The 17,295-nt window shown below is 67.5% G+C and carries 15 protein-coding genes and 1 tRNA gene; 8 read left to right on the forward strand and 8 right to left on the reverse strand.

Annotation, left to right across the window (positions count from 1 at the left end; genetic code table 11):
- The first annotated feature begins 57 nt into the window (after window positions 1-57).
- Entirely contained in the window at window positions 58-2,217 is a 2,160-nt protein-coding gene (locus AC1RR5_RS19160) for an acylase (protein WP_492923969.1), read from the forward strand.
- 57 nt (window positions 2,218-2,274) lie between these two features.
- On the opposite strand, the gene AC1RR5_RS19165 is transcribed toward AC1RR5_RS19160, so the two are convergent.
- Window positions 2,275-2,910, reverse strand: coding sequence for an outer membrane protein (locus AC1RR5_RS19165; RefSeq protein ID WP_492923971.1), 636 nt, complete (start codon window positions 2,908-2,910; stop codon window positions 2,275-2,277).
- A 249-nt stretch (window positions 2,911-3,159) separates the two neighbouring features.
- Between AC1RR5_RS19165 and AC1RR5_RS19170 the strand changes: the two genes are divergently transcribed.
- Both AC1RR5_RS19170 and AC1RR5_RS19175 read left to right on the forward strand, forming a co-directional pair.
- A complete protein-coding gene (locus AC1RR5_RS19170) occupies window positions 3,160-3,858 on the forward strand; it encodes a response regulator (RefSeq protein ID WP_492923973.1) in 699 nt (232 codons plus the stop codon).
- Window positions 3,855-5,042, forward strand: a complete 1,188-nt coding sequence (locus AC1RR5_RS19175; protein ID WP_492923975.1) for an ATP-binding protein — start codon at window positions 3,855-3,857, stop codon at window positions 5,040-5,042. The genes AC1RR5_RS19170 and AC1RR5_RS19175 overlap by 4 nt, the downstream gene beginning before the upstream one ends.
- On the opposite strand, the gene AC1RR5_RS19180 is transcribed toward AC1RR5_RS19175, so the two are convergent.
- From AC1RR5_RS19180 to cobA, 5 genes are read right to left on the reverse strand one after another with little or no spacing between them, the layout of a single operon-like run.
- A complete protein-coding gene (locus AC1RR5_RS19180) occupies window positions 5,039-5,773 on the reverse strand; it encodes a phosphoadenylyl-sulfate reductase (RefSeq protein WP_454714900.1) in 735 nt (244 codons plus the stop codon). The two genes, AC1RR5_RS19175 and AC1RR5_RS19180, sit on opposite strands and share 4 nt — an antisense overlap.
- Window positions 5,773-6,297, reverse strand: coding sequence for a DUF934 domain-containing protein (locus tag AC1RR5_RS19185; protein ID WP_492923977.1), 525 nt, complete (start codon window positions 6,295-6,297; stop codon window positions 5,773-5,775). Before AC1RR5_RS19185 ends, AC1RR5_RS19180 begins: the two co-directional genes overlap by 1 nt.
- Window positions 6,281-7,939, reverse strand: a complete 1,659-nt coding sequence (locus AC1RR5_RS19190; RefSeq protein WP_492923979.1) for a nitrite/sulfite reductase — start codon at window positions 7,937-7,939, stop codon at window positions 6,281-6,283. The genes AC1RR5_RS19185 and AC1RR5_RS19190 overlap by 17 nt, the downstream gene beginning before the upstream one ends.
- Window positions 7,940-7,950: 11 nt before the next feature.
- Entirely contained in the window at window positions 7,951-8,316 is a 366-nt protein-coding gene (locus AC1RR5_RS19195) for a DUF2849 domain-containing protein (RefSeq protein WP_492923981.1), read from the reverse strand.
- Window positions 8,313-9,149, reverse strand: coding sequence for a uroporphyrinogen-III C-methyltransferase (gene cobA / locus AC1RR5_RS19200; RefSeq protein ID WP_492923983.1), 837 nt, complete (start codon window positions 9,147-9,149; stop codon window positions 8,313-8,315). Before cobA ends, AC1RR5_RS19195 begins: the two co-directional genes overlap by 4 nt.
- A gap of 189 nt (window positions 9,150-9,338) precedes the next feature.
- Here cobA and gcvA point away from each other — a divergent pair, with 189 nt between their 5' ends.
- Window positions 9,339-10,295: a transcriptional regulator GcvA gene (gene gcvA, locus AC1RR5_RS19205; RefSeq protein WP_454714894.1), complete on the forward strand. Its 957-nt coding sequence runs from the start codon at window positions 9,339-9,341 to the stop codon at window positions 10,293-10,295.
- Between the two features lie 48 nt (window positions 10,296-10,343).
- Window positions 10,344-10,673, forward strand: a complete 330-nt coding sequence (locus tag AC1RR5_RS19210) for a chorismate mutase (protein ID WP_492816786.1) — start codon at window positions 10,344-10,346, stop codon at window positions 10,671-10,673.
- Between the two features lie 33 nt (window positions 10,674-10,706).
- On the opposite strand, the gene AC1RR5_RS19215 is transcribed toward AC1RR5_RS19210, so the two are convergent.
- A complete protein-coding gene (locus tag AC1RR5_RS19215) occupies window positions 10,707-11,534 on the reverse strand; it encodes a TIGR00266 family protein (RefSeq protein WP_492923985.1) in 828 nt (275 codons plus the stop codon).
- A gap of 402 nt (window positions 11,535-11,936) precedes the next feature.
- On the opposite strand from AC1RR5_RS19215, the gene AC1RR5_RS19220 reads away from it, so the two are divergent.
- Window positions 11,937-15,095: a TonB-dependent receptor gene (locus AC1RR5_RS19220; RefSeq protein ID WP_492923987.1), complete on the forward strand. Its 3,159-nt coding sequence runs from the start codon at window positions 11,937-11,939 to the stop codon at window positions 15,093-15,095.
- Between the two features lie 121 nt (window positions 15,096-15,216).
- Here AC1RR5_RS19220 and AC1RR5_RS19225 read toward each other — a convergent pair whose 3' ends face one another.
- A complete protein-coding gene (locus AC1RR5_RS19225; protein WP_492923989.1) occupies window positions 15,217-15,555 on the reverse strand; it encodes an Hpt domain-containing protein in 339 nt (112 codons plus the stop codon).
- A gap of 81 nt (window positions 15,556-15,636) precedes the next feature.
- On the opposite strand from AC1RR5_RS19225, the gene AC1RR5_RS19230 reads away from it, so the two are divergent.
- Both AC1RR5_RS19230 and AC1RR5_RS19235 read left to right on the forward strand, forming a co-directional pair.
- Window positions 15,637-15,712 (forward strand) — tRNA-Lys (locus tag AC1RR5_RS19230).
- A 276-nt stretch (window positions 15,713-15,988) separates the two neighbouring features.
- Window positions 15,989-17,290 carry an efflux RND transporter periplasmic adaptor subunit gene (locus tag AC1RR5_RS19235; RefSeq protein WP_492923991.1) on the forward strand — a complete coding sequence of 434 codons (1,302 nt, stop codon included), beginning with the start codon at window positions 15,989-15,991 and terminating at the stop codon, window positions 17,288-17,290.
- Window positions 17,291-17,295: the final 5 nt, after the last annotated feature.

Consider the following 17,295-nt stretch of genomic DNA (forward strand, 5'->3'; position numbering starts at 1 on the left):
GCGGACTGGCATTGATCTCCAAACTGAGCTTGGATCCCCACCTTTATGGGGGTTCGCATGCGTAGTCTTTCGGTCAGCATCCTGGCCCTGGCCGCCGTCCTGGTGACGGCTCCCGCCCGCGCTGACGACCTCCCCCGCCTCAAGACCCGCGCGGCCGCCGTCTCGATCACCCGCGACGACTGGGGCATCGCCCACATCCACGGCAAGACCGACGCCGACGCGGTGTTCGGCATGGCCTACGCCCAGGCCGAGGACGACTTCAACCGCGTCGAGACCAACTTCATGACCTCGCTGGGCCGCACGGCCGAGGCGGAGGGCGAGAAGGCGATCTGGGCTGATCTGCGCCAGAAGCTGTTCATCGATCCGGCCGTGCTGAAGGCCGACTACGCCAAGAGCCCGGCCTGGCTGAAGGCGCTGATGAACGGCTGGGCCGACGGGCTGAACTTCTACCTGGCGACCCATCCGGACGTGAAGCCGCGGGTCATCACCAAGTTCGAGCCGTGGATGGCGCTCAGCTTCTCGGAAGGCAGCATCGGCGGCGACATTGAGCGCGTGGCCCTGACCCAGTTGGAGGCCTTCTACGGCCAGCGCCAGCTGGCCATGACCGCCGACGAGAAGGGCCTGCTGTTCAAGGAGCCCACCGGCTCGAACGGCATGGCCATCGCGCCCAAGCTGACGCTGGAGGGCCACGCCCTGCTGCTGATCAACCCGCACACCAGCTTCTTCTTCCGGTCCGAAATGCAGGTCAGCAGCGACCAGGGCCTGAACGCCTATGGCGCGACGACCTGGGGGCAATTCTTCATCTACCAGGGCTTCAACGCCAAGGCCGGCTGGATGCACACCTCCAGCGGCGTCGACGTGGTCGACGAGTTCGCCGAGACGATCGTCGAGAAGGACGGCCAGCGGTTCTACCAGTACGGCAAGGAATTGCGCCCGCTGAAGAGCGAAGTCATCGCCGTCCCCTACCGCGCCGCCGACGGGTCGATGGCGCAGAAGAAGTTCACCGTCTTCAAGACCCACCACGGCCCCATCGTCCGCGAAGAAGGCGGCAAGTGGATCAGCATCGCCCTGATGAACAAGCCGGTCGCGGCGCTGGAGCAGTCGTTCCTGCGCACCAAGGCCACCGATCTGAAGAGCTTCATGAAGGTGGCTGAGCTAAAGGCCAATTCGTCGAACAACACCCTGTTCGCCGACAGCAAGGGCGAGATCGCCTATCTGCACCCGCAGTTCATCCCGGTGCGCGACGACCGCTTCGACTACACCAAGCCGGTCGATGGCTCTGATCCGGCCACCGACTGGAAGGGCCTGCACGTCCTGAAGGACGCCCCGCATGTGGTGAACCCGCCAAACGGCTGGACCTTCAACACCAACAACTGGCCCTACACCGCCGCCGGCCCCTACAGCCCGAAGAAGGCCGACTATCCCAAGTACATGGACACCTTCGGCGAAAACCCGCGTGGCCTCCACGCCGAGCTGGTGCTGAAGGACGCCAAGAACCTCACGCTCGGGGGCCTGATCGACAAGGCCTACGACCCGTACCTGACCGCCTTCGCGCGGCTGATCCCGACGCTGGAAGCGGCCTATGCCGCCGCCCCCGATCCCAAGCTCACCGAGCAGGTCGCGGCGCTGAAGGCGTGGGACTGCAAGTGGTCGGCCCGCTCGACCGAAACCTCGCTGGCCGTCTTCTGGGGCGAAGCGATGTGGGCCAAGGCCGCGCCGGCCGCCAAGGCTCAAGGGCTCAACACCTATGACTACATGGCCGACAAGCTGACGGCCGCCGAGAAGGTGGCGGCCCTGGCCGAAGCCTCCGACCGCCTGACCGCCGACTTCGGATCGTGGAAGACGCCGTGGGGCGACATCAACCGCTTCCAGCGCAACGACGCCGCCATCGTCCAGACCTTCGATGACAGCAAGCCCAGCATTCCGGTGGCCTTCACCTCGGCCCAGTGGGGCTCGCTGGCCTCGTTCGGGGCCAAGCGCTGGCCGGGGACCAAGAAGTATTACGGCACGCTGGGCAACAGCTTCGTGGCCGTCGTGCAGTTCGGCGACAAGGTCCGGGCCCGCGCCGTCTCTGCCGGCGGTGAAAGCGGCGACCCCGCCTCCCCGCACTTCAACGACCAGGCTGGCCGCTATGCGATCGGCAATCTCCGCGACGTGTATTTCTACCCCGAGGACCTGAAGCCGCACGCCGTGAAGACGTATCGTCCCGGGCAATAGAGAGAGTAGGCGTCATCCCGCGAGAGGGCTGAAGGGCGGGATGACGCCACGCGCCCTCTAGAACCGGATCACGGCTCCGAGGTTCAGGCGCGTCTCGGCGCCATCCAGCTTGAGCTTGTCGCCCGTCGCGAAGGAGGCGGCCTTGTCGTCGTAGCGCACCCGCAGCAGCTCGCCGCGCATGGCCAGGTTGGCGGTCAGCTGCTGCTCGTAGCCGATGCCGTAGACCAGGCCCTTCTCGGTGACCTTCTTCCTGGAGCCGATGATCGAGGCCTCGACCTTGCGGCGCTCCAGCCCGACCTTGGCGTACAGCAGGGCGTCGTCGGCCACGACCAGGCCGGCGCGAGCGGCCACGCCATAGCGCAGGCCCGAATCGACCGTGACCTTTGCGCCCGACAGCGTACGCGAGGCCTTGCCGCCGCCCGCGCCCAGGCTGGCCTCGGCGCCGAGATAGAGACCATTGCCGATCACCGACCCGTAGCCGATGAAGCCGCCGTAGTCGAAGCCGGTCTTGTTGGCCGAGCCCGAGGCGGGCGCCCCGGTCTTGGGCGTGAAGTTCAGCTTGGTCTTGGGCTTGCCGTAGCCGACCTCGGCGCCGCCGTAGAAGCCGCTCAACGAGTCGGCTTCCTGGGCCATGGCGGGGGCGGCGACCGCGGCGCTCAGCAGGGCCGCGGCGATGATCGTGGTTTTCAGCATGGGAGAGACTCCACCTTCGTTGATGTCGCCGGTCGGGAGGCCGGCTTGAGGTGGAGCCTTGGTGGCGGCGGGCCATGGAGGGTCGGCGCGCGAAGTGTGGAGGCCGTGTGGGCGCGACCTTAAGAGTAATTCATTTGCCAGAACGCCGGTCCGTGGGCCCTGGCTAGGCTGGCCGGATGTTCACGGGGTCTCCACGGACCCTCGACAGTCGCGCGCCAGGATCGCCCGCTCACACCGCAGGACGGAAGAATGGAAAACGCGCTGATCTGCGTGGTCGAGGACGACCCCGACATCGCCCGCATCCTGCAGACCTATCTGGAGCGCGAGCGCCTGCGGGTGATCTGCGCGGCCGATGGCGAGACCGCCCTGCAGCAGCATCGCAGCCTCAATCCCGATCTGCTGCTGTTGGACGTCAACGTGCCCAAGAAGGACGGCTACGCCGTGCTGGCCGAGGTGCGGCGGCGCGGCGACACGCCGGTGATCTTCGCCACCGCCATGGCCGAGGACATCGACCGCCTGACCGGCCTGCGAATGGGCGCCGACGACTATGTGGTCAAGCCGTTCAACCCGGCCGAGGTCGTCGCCCGTGTGAAGGCCGTCCTGCGCCGGACCAGCGGCGGCGGCGCCCGGGCCGAGCTGCTGCGTCACGGTCCGATCGAGGCCGACCTTTCGGCGCACATCGCCCGCGTGGTCGATCCCGGCGTCGGCGCGATGGCGCTGAACCTGACGCTCAGCGAGTTCCGCATCCTGGTGCAGTTCCTGAACGCCCCGATGCGCGTGCTTACTCGCAGCGAGATCCTCGACGCCTGCCTGCCCGACAGCGACGCCCTGGAGCGCACGGTCGACAGCCACGTCAGCAACCTGCGCCGCAAGCTGGAAGCGGCCGGCGCGGTGGGCTTCGTCGTCAATGTGCGCGGCGTCGGCTATCGCCTGGCGGCCGGCGCGTGAAGGCCACCCCTACCCTCGCCGGTCGCCTGGGCACGGCCATCGCCTGGATGTTGGCCGGCGCGGTCGTGTTCATCGCCACCGCCTCGGCCGGCCTCGACAAGCTAATCGAGCTGGAGATCAAGAGCCGCCAGTCCCCGCGCCTGCTCCACGCCATCGAGGTCCTGGACAAGAACCAGGTCCCCTCGAATGCGGACATGCTGCTGCTGATCCAGACCATGGCCGTCGAGCAGCCGCGCGCCATGATCCTGAGCTATGCCGGCGTCGCCCTGCTCTCGCTGGCGGTCATCATCCTCTATGTCTGGATGGCCCGGCGCATCGCCAACCGCTTCGCCGCGCCCGTGCTGGCGGTGGCTGAGGGCGCCAAGAAGATCGCCGCCGGTGACTTCAGCCATCGCATCGCCTCGCCGCCCCGGCTGACCCGCGAGCTGGAGGGCCTGGTCGACGGCTTCAACGCCCAGGCCGAGGCGCTGGAGGGTTCGGAGCGGCGCATGCGGTTCCAGACCGCCGCCGTCGCCCACGAGCTGCGCACGCCGCTGACCGTGCTGAACGGCTACATCCAGGGCGCGCTGGACGGCGTCTTTCCCCGCGACGACGCCCATATGCGGATCCTGCTTACCCAGGTCAGCGACCTGTCGCGGATCATCGACGACCTGCGCACGGTCAGCCTCGCCGCCACGGGCGCCCTGGGCCTGGAAGTCGCCGACTGCGACCTGGCCGAGGAGACGCGGTCGGTGCTGCACGCCCTGACCCCACAGTTCGCGGCGGCCAGGATGACGGTGGAGACGGCGCTGGTCCCTGCCCTGGTCCGCGCCGATCCCGCCCGGATCCGGCAGATGCTGCGGGCGGTGCTGGAGAACGCTCGCCGCTACGCCGCCGAGGGTGGTTGCCTGAACGTCAGCACCTTCGTCCAGGACGCCGAATGCGTGCTGCGGATCGACGATCGTGGCCCTGGCTTTCCCGCGGACCATCGCGCGTTCGAAGGCTTCTGGCGCGCGGATCTCTCGCGCACGCGGGCCACCGGTGGTTCGGGCCTGGGGCTGTCGGTGGTCAAGGCATTGACCGACGCCCACGGCGGCGAGGTGACGATCCGCAACCGCCGCAACGGCGGGGCGCGGGTCGAGCTGCGGTTCCTGGCGCACGACGAGGCGATGCGCCTGGCGCTGCCGCGCCTGACGAAGGTCTAGATGTCGCCGCCGACGTTCGACGCCACGCCAGGTGCGCGGGCGACGTGGATGCCGCACTCGGTCTTTTCCTGGCCCTGCCAGCGGCCCGAGCGGCCGTCGTCCGAGGGCTTGGTGCAGGGCCAGCAGCCGATCGAGGCATAGCCCTGCGCCACCAGCGGGTGGGACGGCAGGTCGTGCTCGGCGATATAGGCGTCCAGCTCGGCCTTGGACCAGTTGGCCAGCGGGTTGAACTTCAGCTTGCCCTCGGCCTCCTCGACCACGGGCAGGCTCAGGCGGTCGCCGCCGTGGAAGCGCTTGCGGCCGGTGATCCAGGCGTCGAAACCGCCCAGGGCGCGGTCCAGCGGCAGCACCTTGCGGATGTTGCAGCAGCCGTCGATGCTGGTGCGCCACAGGTCAGAGTTCGGGTCTTGGGTCGCCAGGTCGGCAAAGGCCGGGCGCAGGTCACGCACGTCGGTCAGGCCGAAGCGCGCGGCCAGGTTCTTGCGGTAGTCCAGGGTCTGACCAAACAGCATGCCGGTATCGAGGAACAGCACCGGAATGGTCGGCGACACCTGCGAGACCAGATGCAGCAGCACGGCCGACTCGGCTCCGAACGACGAGACCAGGGTCAGCCGGTCGCCGAAGTGGTCATAGGCCGCCCGCAGGACGGTCAGGGGATGGGCGTCACGCAGCTCGGCGCCCAGCCGGGCCGCGAGGCCTGCCGCGGTCCCGCCGATCTGGTCGTACGCCATCAGCCTGCCCTTTCCTCAAAGGCGGCTCTTTCGTCGAGAGCAATGGGTCGATCATCGGCGGCGCGCTGATAGACGTGGCGGAAGCGGCTGGCTGCCTTGCTCCAGGCCTCGGGCGTCGCGCCATCGTTCGGCTCGAAGGCGTCGAAGCCGCAGCGGATCATGAAGCCGGCCTGCTCCTGCAGCACGTCGCCGACGGCGCGGATCTGGCCCTCATACTTAAAGCGCTCGCGCAGCAGCCGGGCCGAGGTGTAGGCGCGACCGTCGCGGTACTTCGGGAAGGCCAGGGCCACCACCGCGATGCGCGGCAGGTCATAGGCCAGGACCTCGACCTCCTGGTCGGACTCGATCCGCACGCCGACGCGGCGGCTGTTCGACGCCAGCAGGGCGTCGCCCTCGGCCTCGAAGCGGGCCAGCGACAGGATCACGTCGCCGCTCTCGGGGATGGCGTCGTCGTCGGTGACGTTGACGAAGGCGTTCTCGGCCCAGCGGGCCTCGCCGTTAGCCAGCTCAATCAGCTTGGGCATAGACAGCCTCCTTGAAGGGCTCGAGGCCGACGCGGCGATAGGTGTCGAGGAAGCGCTCGCCGTCGGTGCGGACGGTGAGATAGGCGCCGACCAACTGGTCGACGGCCGTCGCCACTTTGTCCGCGGGGAGAGCCGGGCCCAGGATCTTGCCGATCGAGGCGTCTTCCGCGCCCGAACCGCCCAGCGACAGCTGGTAGAATTCCTCACCCTTCTTATCGACGCCCAGGACGCCGATGTGGGCCACGTGGTGGTGACCGCAAGCGTTGATGCAGCCGCTGATCTTGATCTTCAGCTCACCCACGTCCTCGGCCCGATCAGGATCGGCGAACTGGCGGGCGATGTCCTGAGCGATCGGGATGGCGCGGGCGTTGGCCAGGGCGCAGTAGTCCAGGCCCGGACAGGCGATGATGTCGCTGATCAGGTCGATATTAGCCGTCGCCAGCGCCGCCGACTGCAGGGCCGCGAACACGGTCGGCAGGTCGTCCAGCTTGATGTGCGGCAGGACGAGGTTCTGAGCGTGGGTCACGCGCACGTCGTTGAAGCCGTAGCGCTCGGCGAGATCCGCGACGACTTCCATCTGGTGGGACGTGGCGTCGCCGGGCGTCTGCTCCGTGGCCTTCAGCGAGATCTCGACGATCGCATAGCCCGGCTGCTTATGGGCGCGGACGTTGTTGCGGACGAAGCGGGCGAAGGCGCTGTCCTTGGCCTTGGCCAGTTCGAAGGCTTCCGACGTGGCCGGCAGGGTTTCGAACGGGGTGCCGGCGAATGACGCGCGGATGCGGTCCAACTCAGCGGCGGGCAGGTCGGCGCGGTTGGCGTCGATCTTTTCCCACTCTTCCTGGACCTGGCGCGCGAACTCTTCGGCGCCCAGGGCGGCGACCAGGATCTTGATGCGGGCCTTGTAGATATTGTCGCGGCGGCCGTGGCGATTGTAGACGCGCAGGATCGCTTCCAGGTAGCTCAGCAGACGATCGGTCGGCAGGAACTCCTTGATGGTCGGGCCGACATAGGGCGTGCGCCCCTGGCCGCCGCCGACGATCACTTCGAAGCCCAGCGCGCCGTCACGGCCCTGGCGCATCAGCAGGCCGATGTCGTGCACCTTGGCCGCCGTGCGGTCCTTGGCCGAGGCGGTGATGGCGATCTTGAACTTGCGCGGCAGGAACGAGAATTCCGGGTGCAGCGTCGACCACTGGCGGATCACTTCGGACCAGACGCGCGGATCGTCGACTTCCTCGGAAGTCGCGCCGGCATAGGGGTCGGACGTGGTGTTGCGGATGCAGTTGCCGCTGGTCTGGATGGCGTGCAGGTCCACCTCGGCCAGCTTGTCCAGGATGTCGGGCGCATCCTTCAGCTTGATCCAGTTGAACTGGATGTTCTGGCGCGTGGTGAAGTGGCCGTAGCCCTTGTCGTAGTCGCGGGCGATCTCGGCCAGGCGACGCACCTGGGCCGGGTTCAGCGAGCCGTACGGCACGGCGACCCGCAGCATGTAGGCGTGCAGCTGCAGATAAAGACCGTTCATCAGGCGCAGCGGCTTGAACTGGTCCTCGGTCAGCTCGCCGGCCAGGCGGCGGGCGACCTGGCCCCGGAACTCGTTCGAGCGGTCGACCAGGAATTCTTTGTCGATGATGTCGTACTGGTACATGGCTTTTCGCCCTACTTCCGGCGGATCAGGTCGACGCGACCGGTCGAGCGCGCGGCGCCGGCGGCGTGGCGCAGGGCCTCGACGACATCGCCGCCCTCGGCCTGCTTGCCGTGCGTGGGTTCATTGGTGGGCCCGAGCGCCCGGATGCGTTCGCGATAGCTGACCGGGGCCCAGTGGCCTTCCGACGGGGTCAGGTCGATCGGATAGACGTCGACCACGACGGTCGGCTGGCCCTTGCCCGTGGCGACGGCGGCCTCGACATCGGCCTCGGTTCCCTCGCCGAACAGCTGGGCGTCGCCGAAGTGGTCCACCCACTGGCCCGACTTCCAGAACACGACATCGCCGTCGATCAGGCGATTGGCGGTGATAGCTTTCATGAGCGGGAACTCAGCTCGAACGGAGGAAACTGGGGGACGGCGACGGGCGAGACGTCGGCCATGGCCATCGACTCGCCGACCATCAGCAGCGCCGGGCCTTTGACAGTCTCGGCGGCCTGCGCCAGGCCCGACAGCGTGGTCAGGATGCGGCGCTCGTCGGCGCGGCTGGCGTTCTCGACGACCAGGGCCGGGGTCGAGCCCACGCGGCCGGCGGCGGTCAGGCGCTCGGCGATCAAGCCGGCGGTCGAGACGCCCATATAGACGACGACGGTCTGGTTCGGGCGCGCCAGGGCGGTCCAGTCCAGGTCAGGTTCGCCGTGGGCGGCGTGACCGGTGACGAAGGTGACGGCCTGGGCCGAACCACGATGGGTCAGGGGCGCGCCGGCATTGGCGCTGGCGGCCAGGGCGGCGGTGACGCCGGGCACCACGTGGCACTCGACGCCGGCCTCGCGGCAGGCCAGCAGCTCCTCGCCGCCGCGGCCGAACAGGAACGGGTCGCCGCCCTTCAGGCGCACGACGTTCAGGCCGTCCAAGGCCAGGCCCACGATCAGCTGGTTTATGTCGTCCTGCGGCAGGGTGTGGCGCGACTTGCGCTTGGCCACGTTGATGCGGCGGGCGCGGCTGGGCGCCAGGTCCAGGATCTCGTCGGAGACCAGGCCGTCATGCACCACCACGTCGGCGGCGCGCAGGGCGTTGAAGGCGCGGAAGGTCAGGAGGTCCGGATCGCCGGGACCGGCGCCGACCAGCCAAACGGCGCCCAACGCACGGTTTGCCCGCGTCCCGCCGACGACGACGAGACCTGGCTTGCTGCGACGGGCCGGCTGGCGGGCCATGGGCTTTAAGAACCTCTATCAAGGCGCTTGGAATAAAACGGTAGAACGCAACGCGGGGTCGCCCTTAACAGACGACCCCGCAAGCGCCCACTGACGAAAAGGGCCAATCCGTCAGCGAACGCTTGCAAAGTCGTCGCGAAGGGCTCAATTCGCAAACAAGGACTTCTGCCGGGGCGTTCAGTAAAACTCATGGAAAGACCGAACGAGCGCCGTCGCTTGCCGCCGCTGAACGCGCTGCGGGCGTTCGAGGCCGCCGCTCGCCATCTGAACTTCAGCCGTGCCGCCGACGAGCTGTCGGTGACGCCCGGCGCCGTCAGCCAGCAGATCCAGAATCTGGAAGACTATGTCGGCGCCGCCCTGTTCAAGCGCACGCCCAAGGGCCTGCTGCTGACCGACGCGGCCCAGACCGCCCTGCCCGCTTTGCGTGAGGCCTTCGACCGCCTGGCCGAGGCCGCGTCCCTGCTCACCGCAGCCGTCGACGGGCGCCGCCTGACCCTGACCGCCGCCCCGTCTTTCGCCGCCAAATGGCTGGTGCCGCGCCTGGGCAAGTTCGAGCAGGCCCATCCGCAGGTCGATGTCTGGCTGTCGGCCGGCATGGAGGTCGTGGACTTCGCCACCGGCGAGGTCGACATGGCCATCCGCTACGGCTCGGGTCGTTATCCGGGCCTGGAAGTCATCCGGCTGATGCACGAGACCGTAGTGCCGGTCGCCAGCCCTGAGCTGCTGGAAGCCAACGCCCTGGAGCGTCCCGAGGACCTGGCCCACCACATCCTGCTGCACGACGGCTCACCCGACGCCGACGACAGCTGCCCCGACTGGGCGATGTGGCTGGCGGCGCGCGGCATCAAGGGCGTCGACGGGGCGCGGGGCCCGCGCTTCAACCAGTCCAGCCTGGTCATCGAGGCCGCCGCCAACGGCCGCGGCATCGCCCTGGCCAAGCGCACCCTGGCCCAGGCCGACCTCGACTCGGGCCGTCTGGTGATCCCGTTCGAGGCCTCCACGGCGGTCGACTTCGCCTATTACGTCGTCCATCCCAAGGCCAAGGGCCGCCTGCCGCAGGTGAAGGCCTTCGTGACCTGGCTGCGCAGCGAGGCCGAGGCGCATGAGGCCGCCCTGCTGACCATGGACAACGGGTCGGGGATTTAAGCCCTTACGGCTCTGGTTTCTGTCGCCGGAACCGGCTTAAAGGAGCCCATGAAAATCACGACTCTCACAGTCGACGAGCACCTCGCTCCCGCCGACTGCCAGACCATGGCTGATGTCCGCCAGGGCGTGGACGCCCTGGACCGGGCCCTGGTCCAGCTCCTGACCGAACGTCAGGGTTTCATGGACGCCGCGGCCCGCATCAAGGCCGACCGCTCCAAGGTGTTCGACCGCGCGCGGATCGAGGACGTGGTGGAGAAGGTGAAGGCCGCCGCGCGCGAGTCCGGCCTGTCGGAAGCCATCGCCGAGCCGGTCTGGCGCACGCTGATCGACCGCTGCATCGCCTACGAATACGACAGCTGGGACAAGACCAAGGGTTGAGGAAAAGCGCCCCCTTGCGGGGCGCTCCCGCTCTTAGTTCCCATCGATCATCCGGCCCAGGCCGCCCAGGATCGAGCCCTCGCCCTGGTTGCCGCCCTGGCCTTGCGCGGCCTGCATCATGCGGCCGGCCAGGCGCGCGAACGGCAGCGACTGGATCCAGACCTTCCCCGGCCCCCGCAGTCGGGCGAAGAACAGGCCTTCGCCGCCGAACAGCACGCTCTTCACGCCGCCGGCCATGACCAGGTCAAAGTCGACGCCCGGCGTATAGGCGGCCAGGCAGCCCGTATCGACGTGCAGCTCCTCGCCCGCGGCCAGTTCGCGCTCGACCAGCGTACCGCCCATCTGCACGAACACCCAGCCGTCGCCTTCCAGGCGCTGCATGATGAAGCCTTCGCCGCCGAACAGGCCGGTCATCATCCGCTTCTGGAAGTGGATGCCGATCGACACGCCGCGCGCGGCGGCCAGGAAGCTGTCCTTCTGGCAGATCAAGGTCCCGCCCAACTGGCCCAGGTTCAGCGGCAGGATGGTGCCCGGCGTCGGCGAGGCGAAGGCCACACGCGCCTTGCCTTGTCCCGTGTGCGTGAAGACGGTGGTGAACAGGCTCTCGCCCGTGACCAGGCGCTTGCCCGCGCCCAGCAGCTTGCCCATGAAGCCACCGCCCTGGTCGGCCGAGCCGTCGCCGAAGACGGTGGTCATCTGGACGCTGGCGTCCTTCCAGACGAAGGCGCCGGCCTCGGCCACGGCGCTCTCGCCGGGATCCAGTTCGATCTCGACGAACTGCAGGTCCTCGCCCTTGATCTCGAAGTCGATATCGTCGGCGACGCTGGCGCTGCGCTGGTGGCTCCAGGGGCTCGTGGGCATGGGGGAGAACTCCTCTTGTCTCGAACACCGTTCTTAGCGAGCCCGCGCCCGCGCCGCCAATTACGCTTCCTTTAAATGCGCCTTCCGTAGGGGGCGGTCATGCCAGACGGTAAATCTGGTCATACCATTGGTCGGACAAATGACGCCATCGAACCGCCATGATCCCGCGAACCCGAAATGCGGACGAACGACAGGTTTTCCCTCGAAATTGCGCGCATCAAGTCAATAGCCCGCTGGACGCGCTTCCAACGCGCGAGCGGCTTACCCGCATCCTGAGGTTTGGCCTGACCAAGTGGTCGCCCCATTCTCACAAGTGGCATTACCAATTCTTGACAAGGCCACAAACTGGTCGGATAAGTCCTCTCAAGGGCGCCAAATCAGTGCGCCGGGGGAGGCCATCTCATGATCCAAGCACGCAATTCCTTTGCTCTCCGCGCCGCCTTGATGGCGTCCTGCGCGGCCCTGGCCGTCGGTTCTGCCGCCCAGGCCCGCCAAGCCGGCGAGCAAAAGCCGGAAACGGAAACCGTCGAAGCTGTTGTGGTAACCGGTTTCCGCCAGGCCTACGCCAACGCCATCGCCACCAAGCGCGAGACCCTGGAAATTTCGGACGGTATCTCGTCGGACGGCCTGGGCCGCTTCCCCGACCTGAACGTCGGTGAAGCCATCCAGCGCATCCCGGGCGTCCAGATCAACCGCGAAGCCGGCAGCCGCAACGCCACGATCAGCCTGCGCGGCCTGCCGGGCAGCTTTGCCCGCACCACGCTGAACGGCGGCGCGTTCGCCGACCCGATCCTGAACGGCTCGACCCCGCTGGGCGCCTTCAACTCCGACATTTTCACGGCGATCAACGTCATCAAGTCGCCGTCCGCCTCGAACCTGGCCGGCGGCCTGTCGGGCAATGTCGATCTGCGCATCAACCCCGCCCTGGCCCGCAAGGACGGCGGCTTCGCCAAGCTGTCCTACGAGTATAATGACCTGGGCAACCTGGGCAGCCCGCTGGCTTCGCTGGGCTACAACAAGCACCTGACCGACGACTTCGCCGTGTTCGGCGTCGTGGCCTGGAAGGACGAGAAGTTCCGCCGCGACTCGATCACCGTGAACTCGTGGGGCAACCGCATCGGCGGCATCCAGCTGGGCAACCAGGCGGCGGTCGCGACCACGGTTGGCGGCGTCCAGACCTACATCCCCGGCGCCAACGCCGCTTATGACGCCATGCAGGCCGCCCTGCCCGACAGCTATAAGGCGCAGTTCGCGCCCGGCCTGGCCCCCGTCTACTATCCCAGCCAGACCCGCCAGTTGGTGAAGTTCAACCGCGGCTCGACCCTCTCGGCCGCGACCGGCTTCGAATGGCGCATCAACGAAGAGTGGAAGTTCGGCGCCAACGGCTTCATCACCAAGCGCAAGCTGGATGAGGCCACCAACAACCTGCTCTATATCGACGCGGGTCCGGGCAACAACACCTTCACCGGCCTGACCGCCACCTCGGCCGTCGCCAAGCTCAGCAACCTGGGCACGCCCTACATCGTCCAGACGCCGAACGGCCCGCGCGCCTACATCAACAGCTTCAAGGCTGAGAACATCAACACGTTCGACTCGGTCCGTTCCGAGCCGGCCGAGAACCAGACCTGGGCCATCAACCCCAGCCTGGAGTTCAAGAACGACACCTGGAAGGCCAACGCCGCCCTGACCGTCTCGCGCGCCAAGGCCTATGCCAACCAGATCGAGTTCGACGTCGTCCAGAACCCCTACCGCAACCTGGGCCCGGCCGGCCTGAACGGCATCGTGGCCACGGTGTTCACGGGCGGCGCGAACTTGGGCGACTACACGGCGACCCTGGTAACGCCGCACGCCACCCACCTGCCGACCGGTGGCTTCGTGATCCCGGCGACTCCGACCGCGCCAACCCAGGCGGGCGCAGTGATGCCAGGCCAGGCCGCCAACATCGCCGCCGACCGCTTCGGCATCACCGGCACCAACGGCCAAGCCGACAACGACCTGGATTCATTCCAGCTGGACTTCGAGCGCTCGCTGGACGGCTTCGTGGACGCCATTCAGTTCGGCGGCCGCGCCGAGCATAACAAGTTCACGTCCATCGGTTCGCGCAACACCGCCCTGGGCGCCCAGACCCAGAACATCACGCCGGACATGGCCTATCAGCTGTCGTACGCCAACGACTTCTTCGGCGGTAAGGCCGGCGGCGCGACCAGCAACTGGATGAACGTCGACGTCGCTCGCGTGCTGAAGGCGATCACGCCGGTCAACACCAACCTGCGCACGACGCTGAACCCGAACGGCCTGCCCGACCAGTTCCTGCTGGGCGCGCCGGGCGTGTTCCTGACCCCGTACGGCGTGGTGAACAACTACACCGACGGCAACTACTGGAATAACAACTTCAGCAACCAGAACGACGTCTTCTCGGCGTACGTGGCGGCCAAGTTCAAGGGCGACCTGTTCAGCATCCCTGTCCGCGGCACCGTCGGCACGCGCTACGAGCGCACCGACCAGAAGATCGTCGCCCTGAACTGCAAGAACTGCGCCTCGGCCCTGGCCAATGTGGCCGGCCCGATCAACCACTCGCTGACCACCACCACGACCAAGAACAAGTTCGACTACTGGCTGCCGTCGGCGATCTTCATGGCCGACCTGCGTGACGACCTGGTCTTCCGCGCCGCCGCCTATCGCACCTATGTTCGCCCGCAACCGCGCGACAACGTGCCGACCACCTTCGTGCAGGTGCCGGTCGACATCACGCCGCGGGTCGACCCGGTCTACACCGTCACCCTGGGCGCCACGGACATCAAGCCGTACACCTCGAACTCCTACGACATGTCGCTGGAGTGGTATAACCGTCCGGGCGGCCTGATCTCGCTGGCGGCTTACCGCAAGGAAGTGAAGGGCTATATCGGCCCGATCACCGACCAGTCGATCCTCTGCCCCGCCAGCGGCAAGATTGAAGGCGTCGACGTCGACCTCGGCACGCTGACCATCGACAACCAAGCCGGCACGCCGCGCTGCGTGAGCTCCAACACCTTCCTCGGCGCGGCCGGCACTCCGGTGCGAGCCCAGGTCAACATCAGCGGCAAGACCAACCAGTCGCCGATGACCGTCACCGGCCTCGAGTTCAACATCCAACAGAACCTGGATTTCCTGCCGGGCTTCTGGAAGAATTTCGGCGGCGCGTTCAACTATTCGTATACGAAGATCGACGGCAAGGACACGGCAGGCAACAAGATCACTCTGCCCAGCGTGTCGAAGAACAATCTGAACGTCATCGGTTATTACGAAGCCAAGTGGGGCGGCCTGCGCCTAGTCTACAACTGGCGTGACAAGTACGACCTGGCGGCCGGCAACTCGTTCGTCGGCGACGCCCGTACGGTCAAGGCCCGCAGCCAGCTGGACGCCTCAGCCTCGTTCAACGTCACCGAAGACCTGACGGTCTCGGTCGACGCGTTCAACCTGACCGACGCCCAGCGCGCCGAGTATGAGAACGACCCGAACCTGCCGCGCTTCATCGACTACGACGGCCGCACCTACCAGGTGACCATCCGCGCGAAGTTCTAGCGCCAGACGATCGCGGTCGCCCTCGGGCGACCGCCCCCTCTCCTCCTCGAAGGGGCCGAAGTTCGCTTCGGCCCCTACTTTTTTGTCGAACCTACGACCCGCTGATAAAGAGTCAGCTGCTCTATCCCTTCAGCGACCGCAGGGCCTGTTCGTGGACGTAGGCGGCGATATCCATCAGAGCCGCGTCCAGGGCCGTCTTGACGGCTTCCAGGCTCTCCTCGCCCGCCTCGCAGCGTTCACAGACCTCGCCCAGATGGACCGCCCCCACGCCGCGCGCGGCGCCCTTCACCGTGTGGACCGCGTCCCGCCAACCGGGATGGGTCGGATCGAGCATCGGAGTCCACAGGGCGGCCTGTTCGCGAAACAGCGCCAGCACCTCTTCGACGACCCCGGAATCCCCGGCCGCGAACCCTTCCAGGTAAGCGAAATCAACGGCGCCGCTAATATCTCGTCTGGCCAAAAAATAGTCCCTTGCGTTCCATGATTCTTTGAGTATGTTCCGCGCCTCGCCGCCAGGGCACGCAAGTGCTTCGGACCGAGCGGGCGCATAGCTCAGTTGGTAGAGCAGCTGACTCTTAATCAGCGGGTCGTAGGTTCGAATCCTACTGCGCCCACCATTTCTCCAGGAATTAGTAAGTTGTCGGGGGCCGCGCAAGCGGCCGAGAGCCCCTGCGCGTTGTAACGCAACCCCTCCGTATTCCGCGACAAATGACGGCTTTCCGACACCCAAGCGGAGCCATATCGCGGCGAGATCATTTCAGCTCTGAAAACCGGCGCACACGTTAGGCCTCTACGGGTCGGAGACCGTCAGCTTTCTTGACGGTCTCCCCGAGGGCGGCCCGTTGCGCCGCCTGCTCACGCCGCGCTGGTCGCGGCCGGCTCGAAGGCTGACGATGACCGACTTCCAGACCACCGCCCCGCGCACGCCTCCGCGCCGCCGGACGCTGATCCTCGGCGGGCTGATCGCCATCCTCGCGCTGGTCGGCGTCGTCTGGCTGGCCTGGACCCTGCTGCACGCCGACAAGGGCGAAGGCGGCGGCCAGGGCGGTCCGGGTGGCGGCTTCGGCGGTGGCGGCGGCCGACGCGGTCCGGCCAGCACCGTGGCGGTCGCCACGGCGACCTCCACCGACCTTCCCATCATCATCGAGGCCCTCGGCACGGTGAAGCCGGCCGCGACGGTGACGGTGCGCCCGCAGGTCGGCGGCACGATCACCCAGGTGATGTTCCGCGAAGGCCAGACGGTCTCACGCGGGCAGGCGCTCGTTCAGATCGACCCTCGCCCCTACCAGATGTCGCTGCTGCAGGCGCAGGGGAACCAGACCCGCGACGAGGCCCAGCTGGCCGCCGCGCGCCTGACCCTGACCCGCTACCAGACCCTGCTGACGCAAGACTCGATCGCCCGCCAGGAGGTCGACAACCAGGCCGCCACGGTCAAGCAGCTCGAAGGCACGGTCATGGCCGACCGCGCCGCCGTCGGCACCGCCCGCCTGAACCTGGGCTTTGCCCGCATCATCGCCCCCGTCAGCGGCCGCGTGGGCCTGCGCGTAGTCGATGTCGGCAACTATATCGGCGCGGGCGACGCGACCGGCGTGGCCGTGATCACCACCGTCTCGCCGATCGATGTCGAGTTCACCGTCCCGCAGGACGACGTGCCGCGCATCGCCGCCCGTCAGGGCCGCGCCAACGTGCCGGTCACCGCCCTGGATCGCACCCGCACCCAGACCTTGGACCGCGGCACCTTCTCCACGCTCGACAACCTGGTCGACACCGGCACCGGCACGGTGAAGGCCAAGGCGCGCTTCGCCAACAGCGGCAACACCCTGTTCCCCAGCCAGTTCGTCAATGTCCGCATGGAGCTGGAAACCATCAAGGGCGCCATCGTCGTCCCCGCCACGGCCGTGCGCCAGAGCAGCGACGGCTCGTTCGTGTGGCTGCTGAACAGCGACCGCACGGTCAAGAAGACCAAGGTGAAGACCGGCCAGGCCACGGGCGTCCAGGTGCAGATCACCGAAGGCCTCAAGGCCGGCGACAAGGTCATCACCGAAGGCGGCGACCGCCTGCGCGACGGCGGCAAGGTCCAGCTGCCCGGCGCCCGTCCGCAAGGCCAGGGCAAGGGCGAAGGCAAGGGCGGCGAGCGTCGCAAGCGTGAAGGCGGCCAAGGTGGCGGCGAAGGCCGTCGTCAGCGTCCGGAATAGCCTTA

This window comes from Caulobacter sp. GW821-FHT11E11, from assembly GCF_058808315.1.

Coding starts and splice junctions, on each gene's coding strand:
- AC1RR5_RS19160 (WP_492923969.1), top strand. CDS start 58: ATGCGTAGTCTTTCGGTCAGCATCCTGGCCCTGGCCGCCGTCCTGGTG.
- AC1RR5_RS19165 (WP_492923971.1), bottom strand. CDS start 2,910: ATGCTGAAAACCACGATCATCGCCGCGGCCCTGCTGAGCGCCGCGGTC.
- AC1RR5_RS19170 (WP_492923973.1), top strand. CDS start 3,160: ATGGAAAACGCGCTGATCTGCGTGGTCGAGGACGACCCCGACATCGCC.
- AC1RR5_RS19180 (WP_454714900.1), bottom strand. CDS start 5,773: ATGGCGTACGACCAGATCGGCGGGACCGCGGCAGGCCTCGCGGCCCGG.
- AC1RR5_RS19185 (WP_492923977.1), bottom strand. CDS start 6,297: ATGCCCAAGCTGATTGAGCTGGCTAACGGCGAGGCCCGCTGGGCCGAG.
- AC1RR5_RS19190 (WP_492923979.1), bottom strand. CDS start 7,939: ATGTACCAGTACGACATCATCGACAAAGAATTCCTGGTCGACCGCTCG.
- AC1RR5_RS19195 (WP_492923981.1), bottom strand. CDS start 8,316: ATGAAAGCTATCACCGCCAATCGCCTGATCGACGGCGATGTCGTGTTC.
- cobA (WP_492923983.1), bottom strand. CDS start 9,149: ATGGCCCGCCAGCCGGCCCGTCGCAGCAAGCCAGGTCTCGTCGTCGTC.
- gcvA (WP_454714894.1), top strand. CDS start 9,339: ATGGAAAGACCGAACGAGCGCCGTCGCTTGCCGCCGCTGAACGCGCTG.
- AC1RR5_RS19210 (WP_492816786.1), top strand. CDS start 10,344: ATGAAAATCACGACTCTCACAGTCGACGAGCACCTCGCTCCCGCCGAC.
- AC1RR5_RS19215 (WP_492923985.1), bottom strand. CDS start 11,534: ATGCCCACGAGCCCCTGGAGCCACCAGCGCAGCGCCAGCGTCGCCGAC.
- AC1RR5_RS19220 (WP_492923987.1), top strand. CDS start 11,937: ATGATCCAAGCACGCAATTCCTTTGCTCTCCGCGCCGCCTTGATGGCG.
- AC1RR5_RS19235 (WP_492923991.1), top strand. CDS start 15,989: ATGACCGACTTCCAGACCACCGCCCCGCGCACGCCTCCGCGCCGCCGG.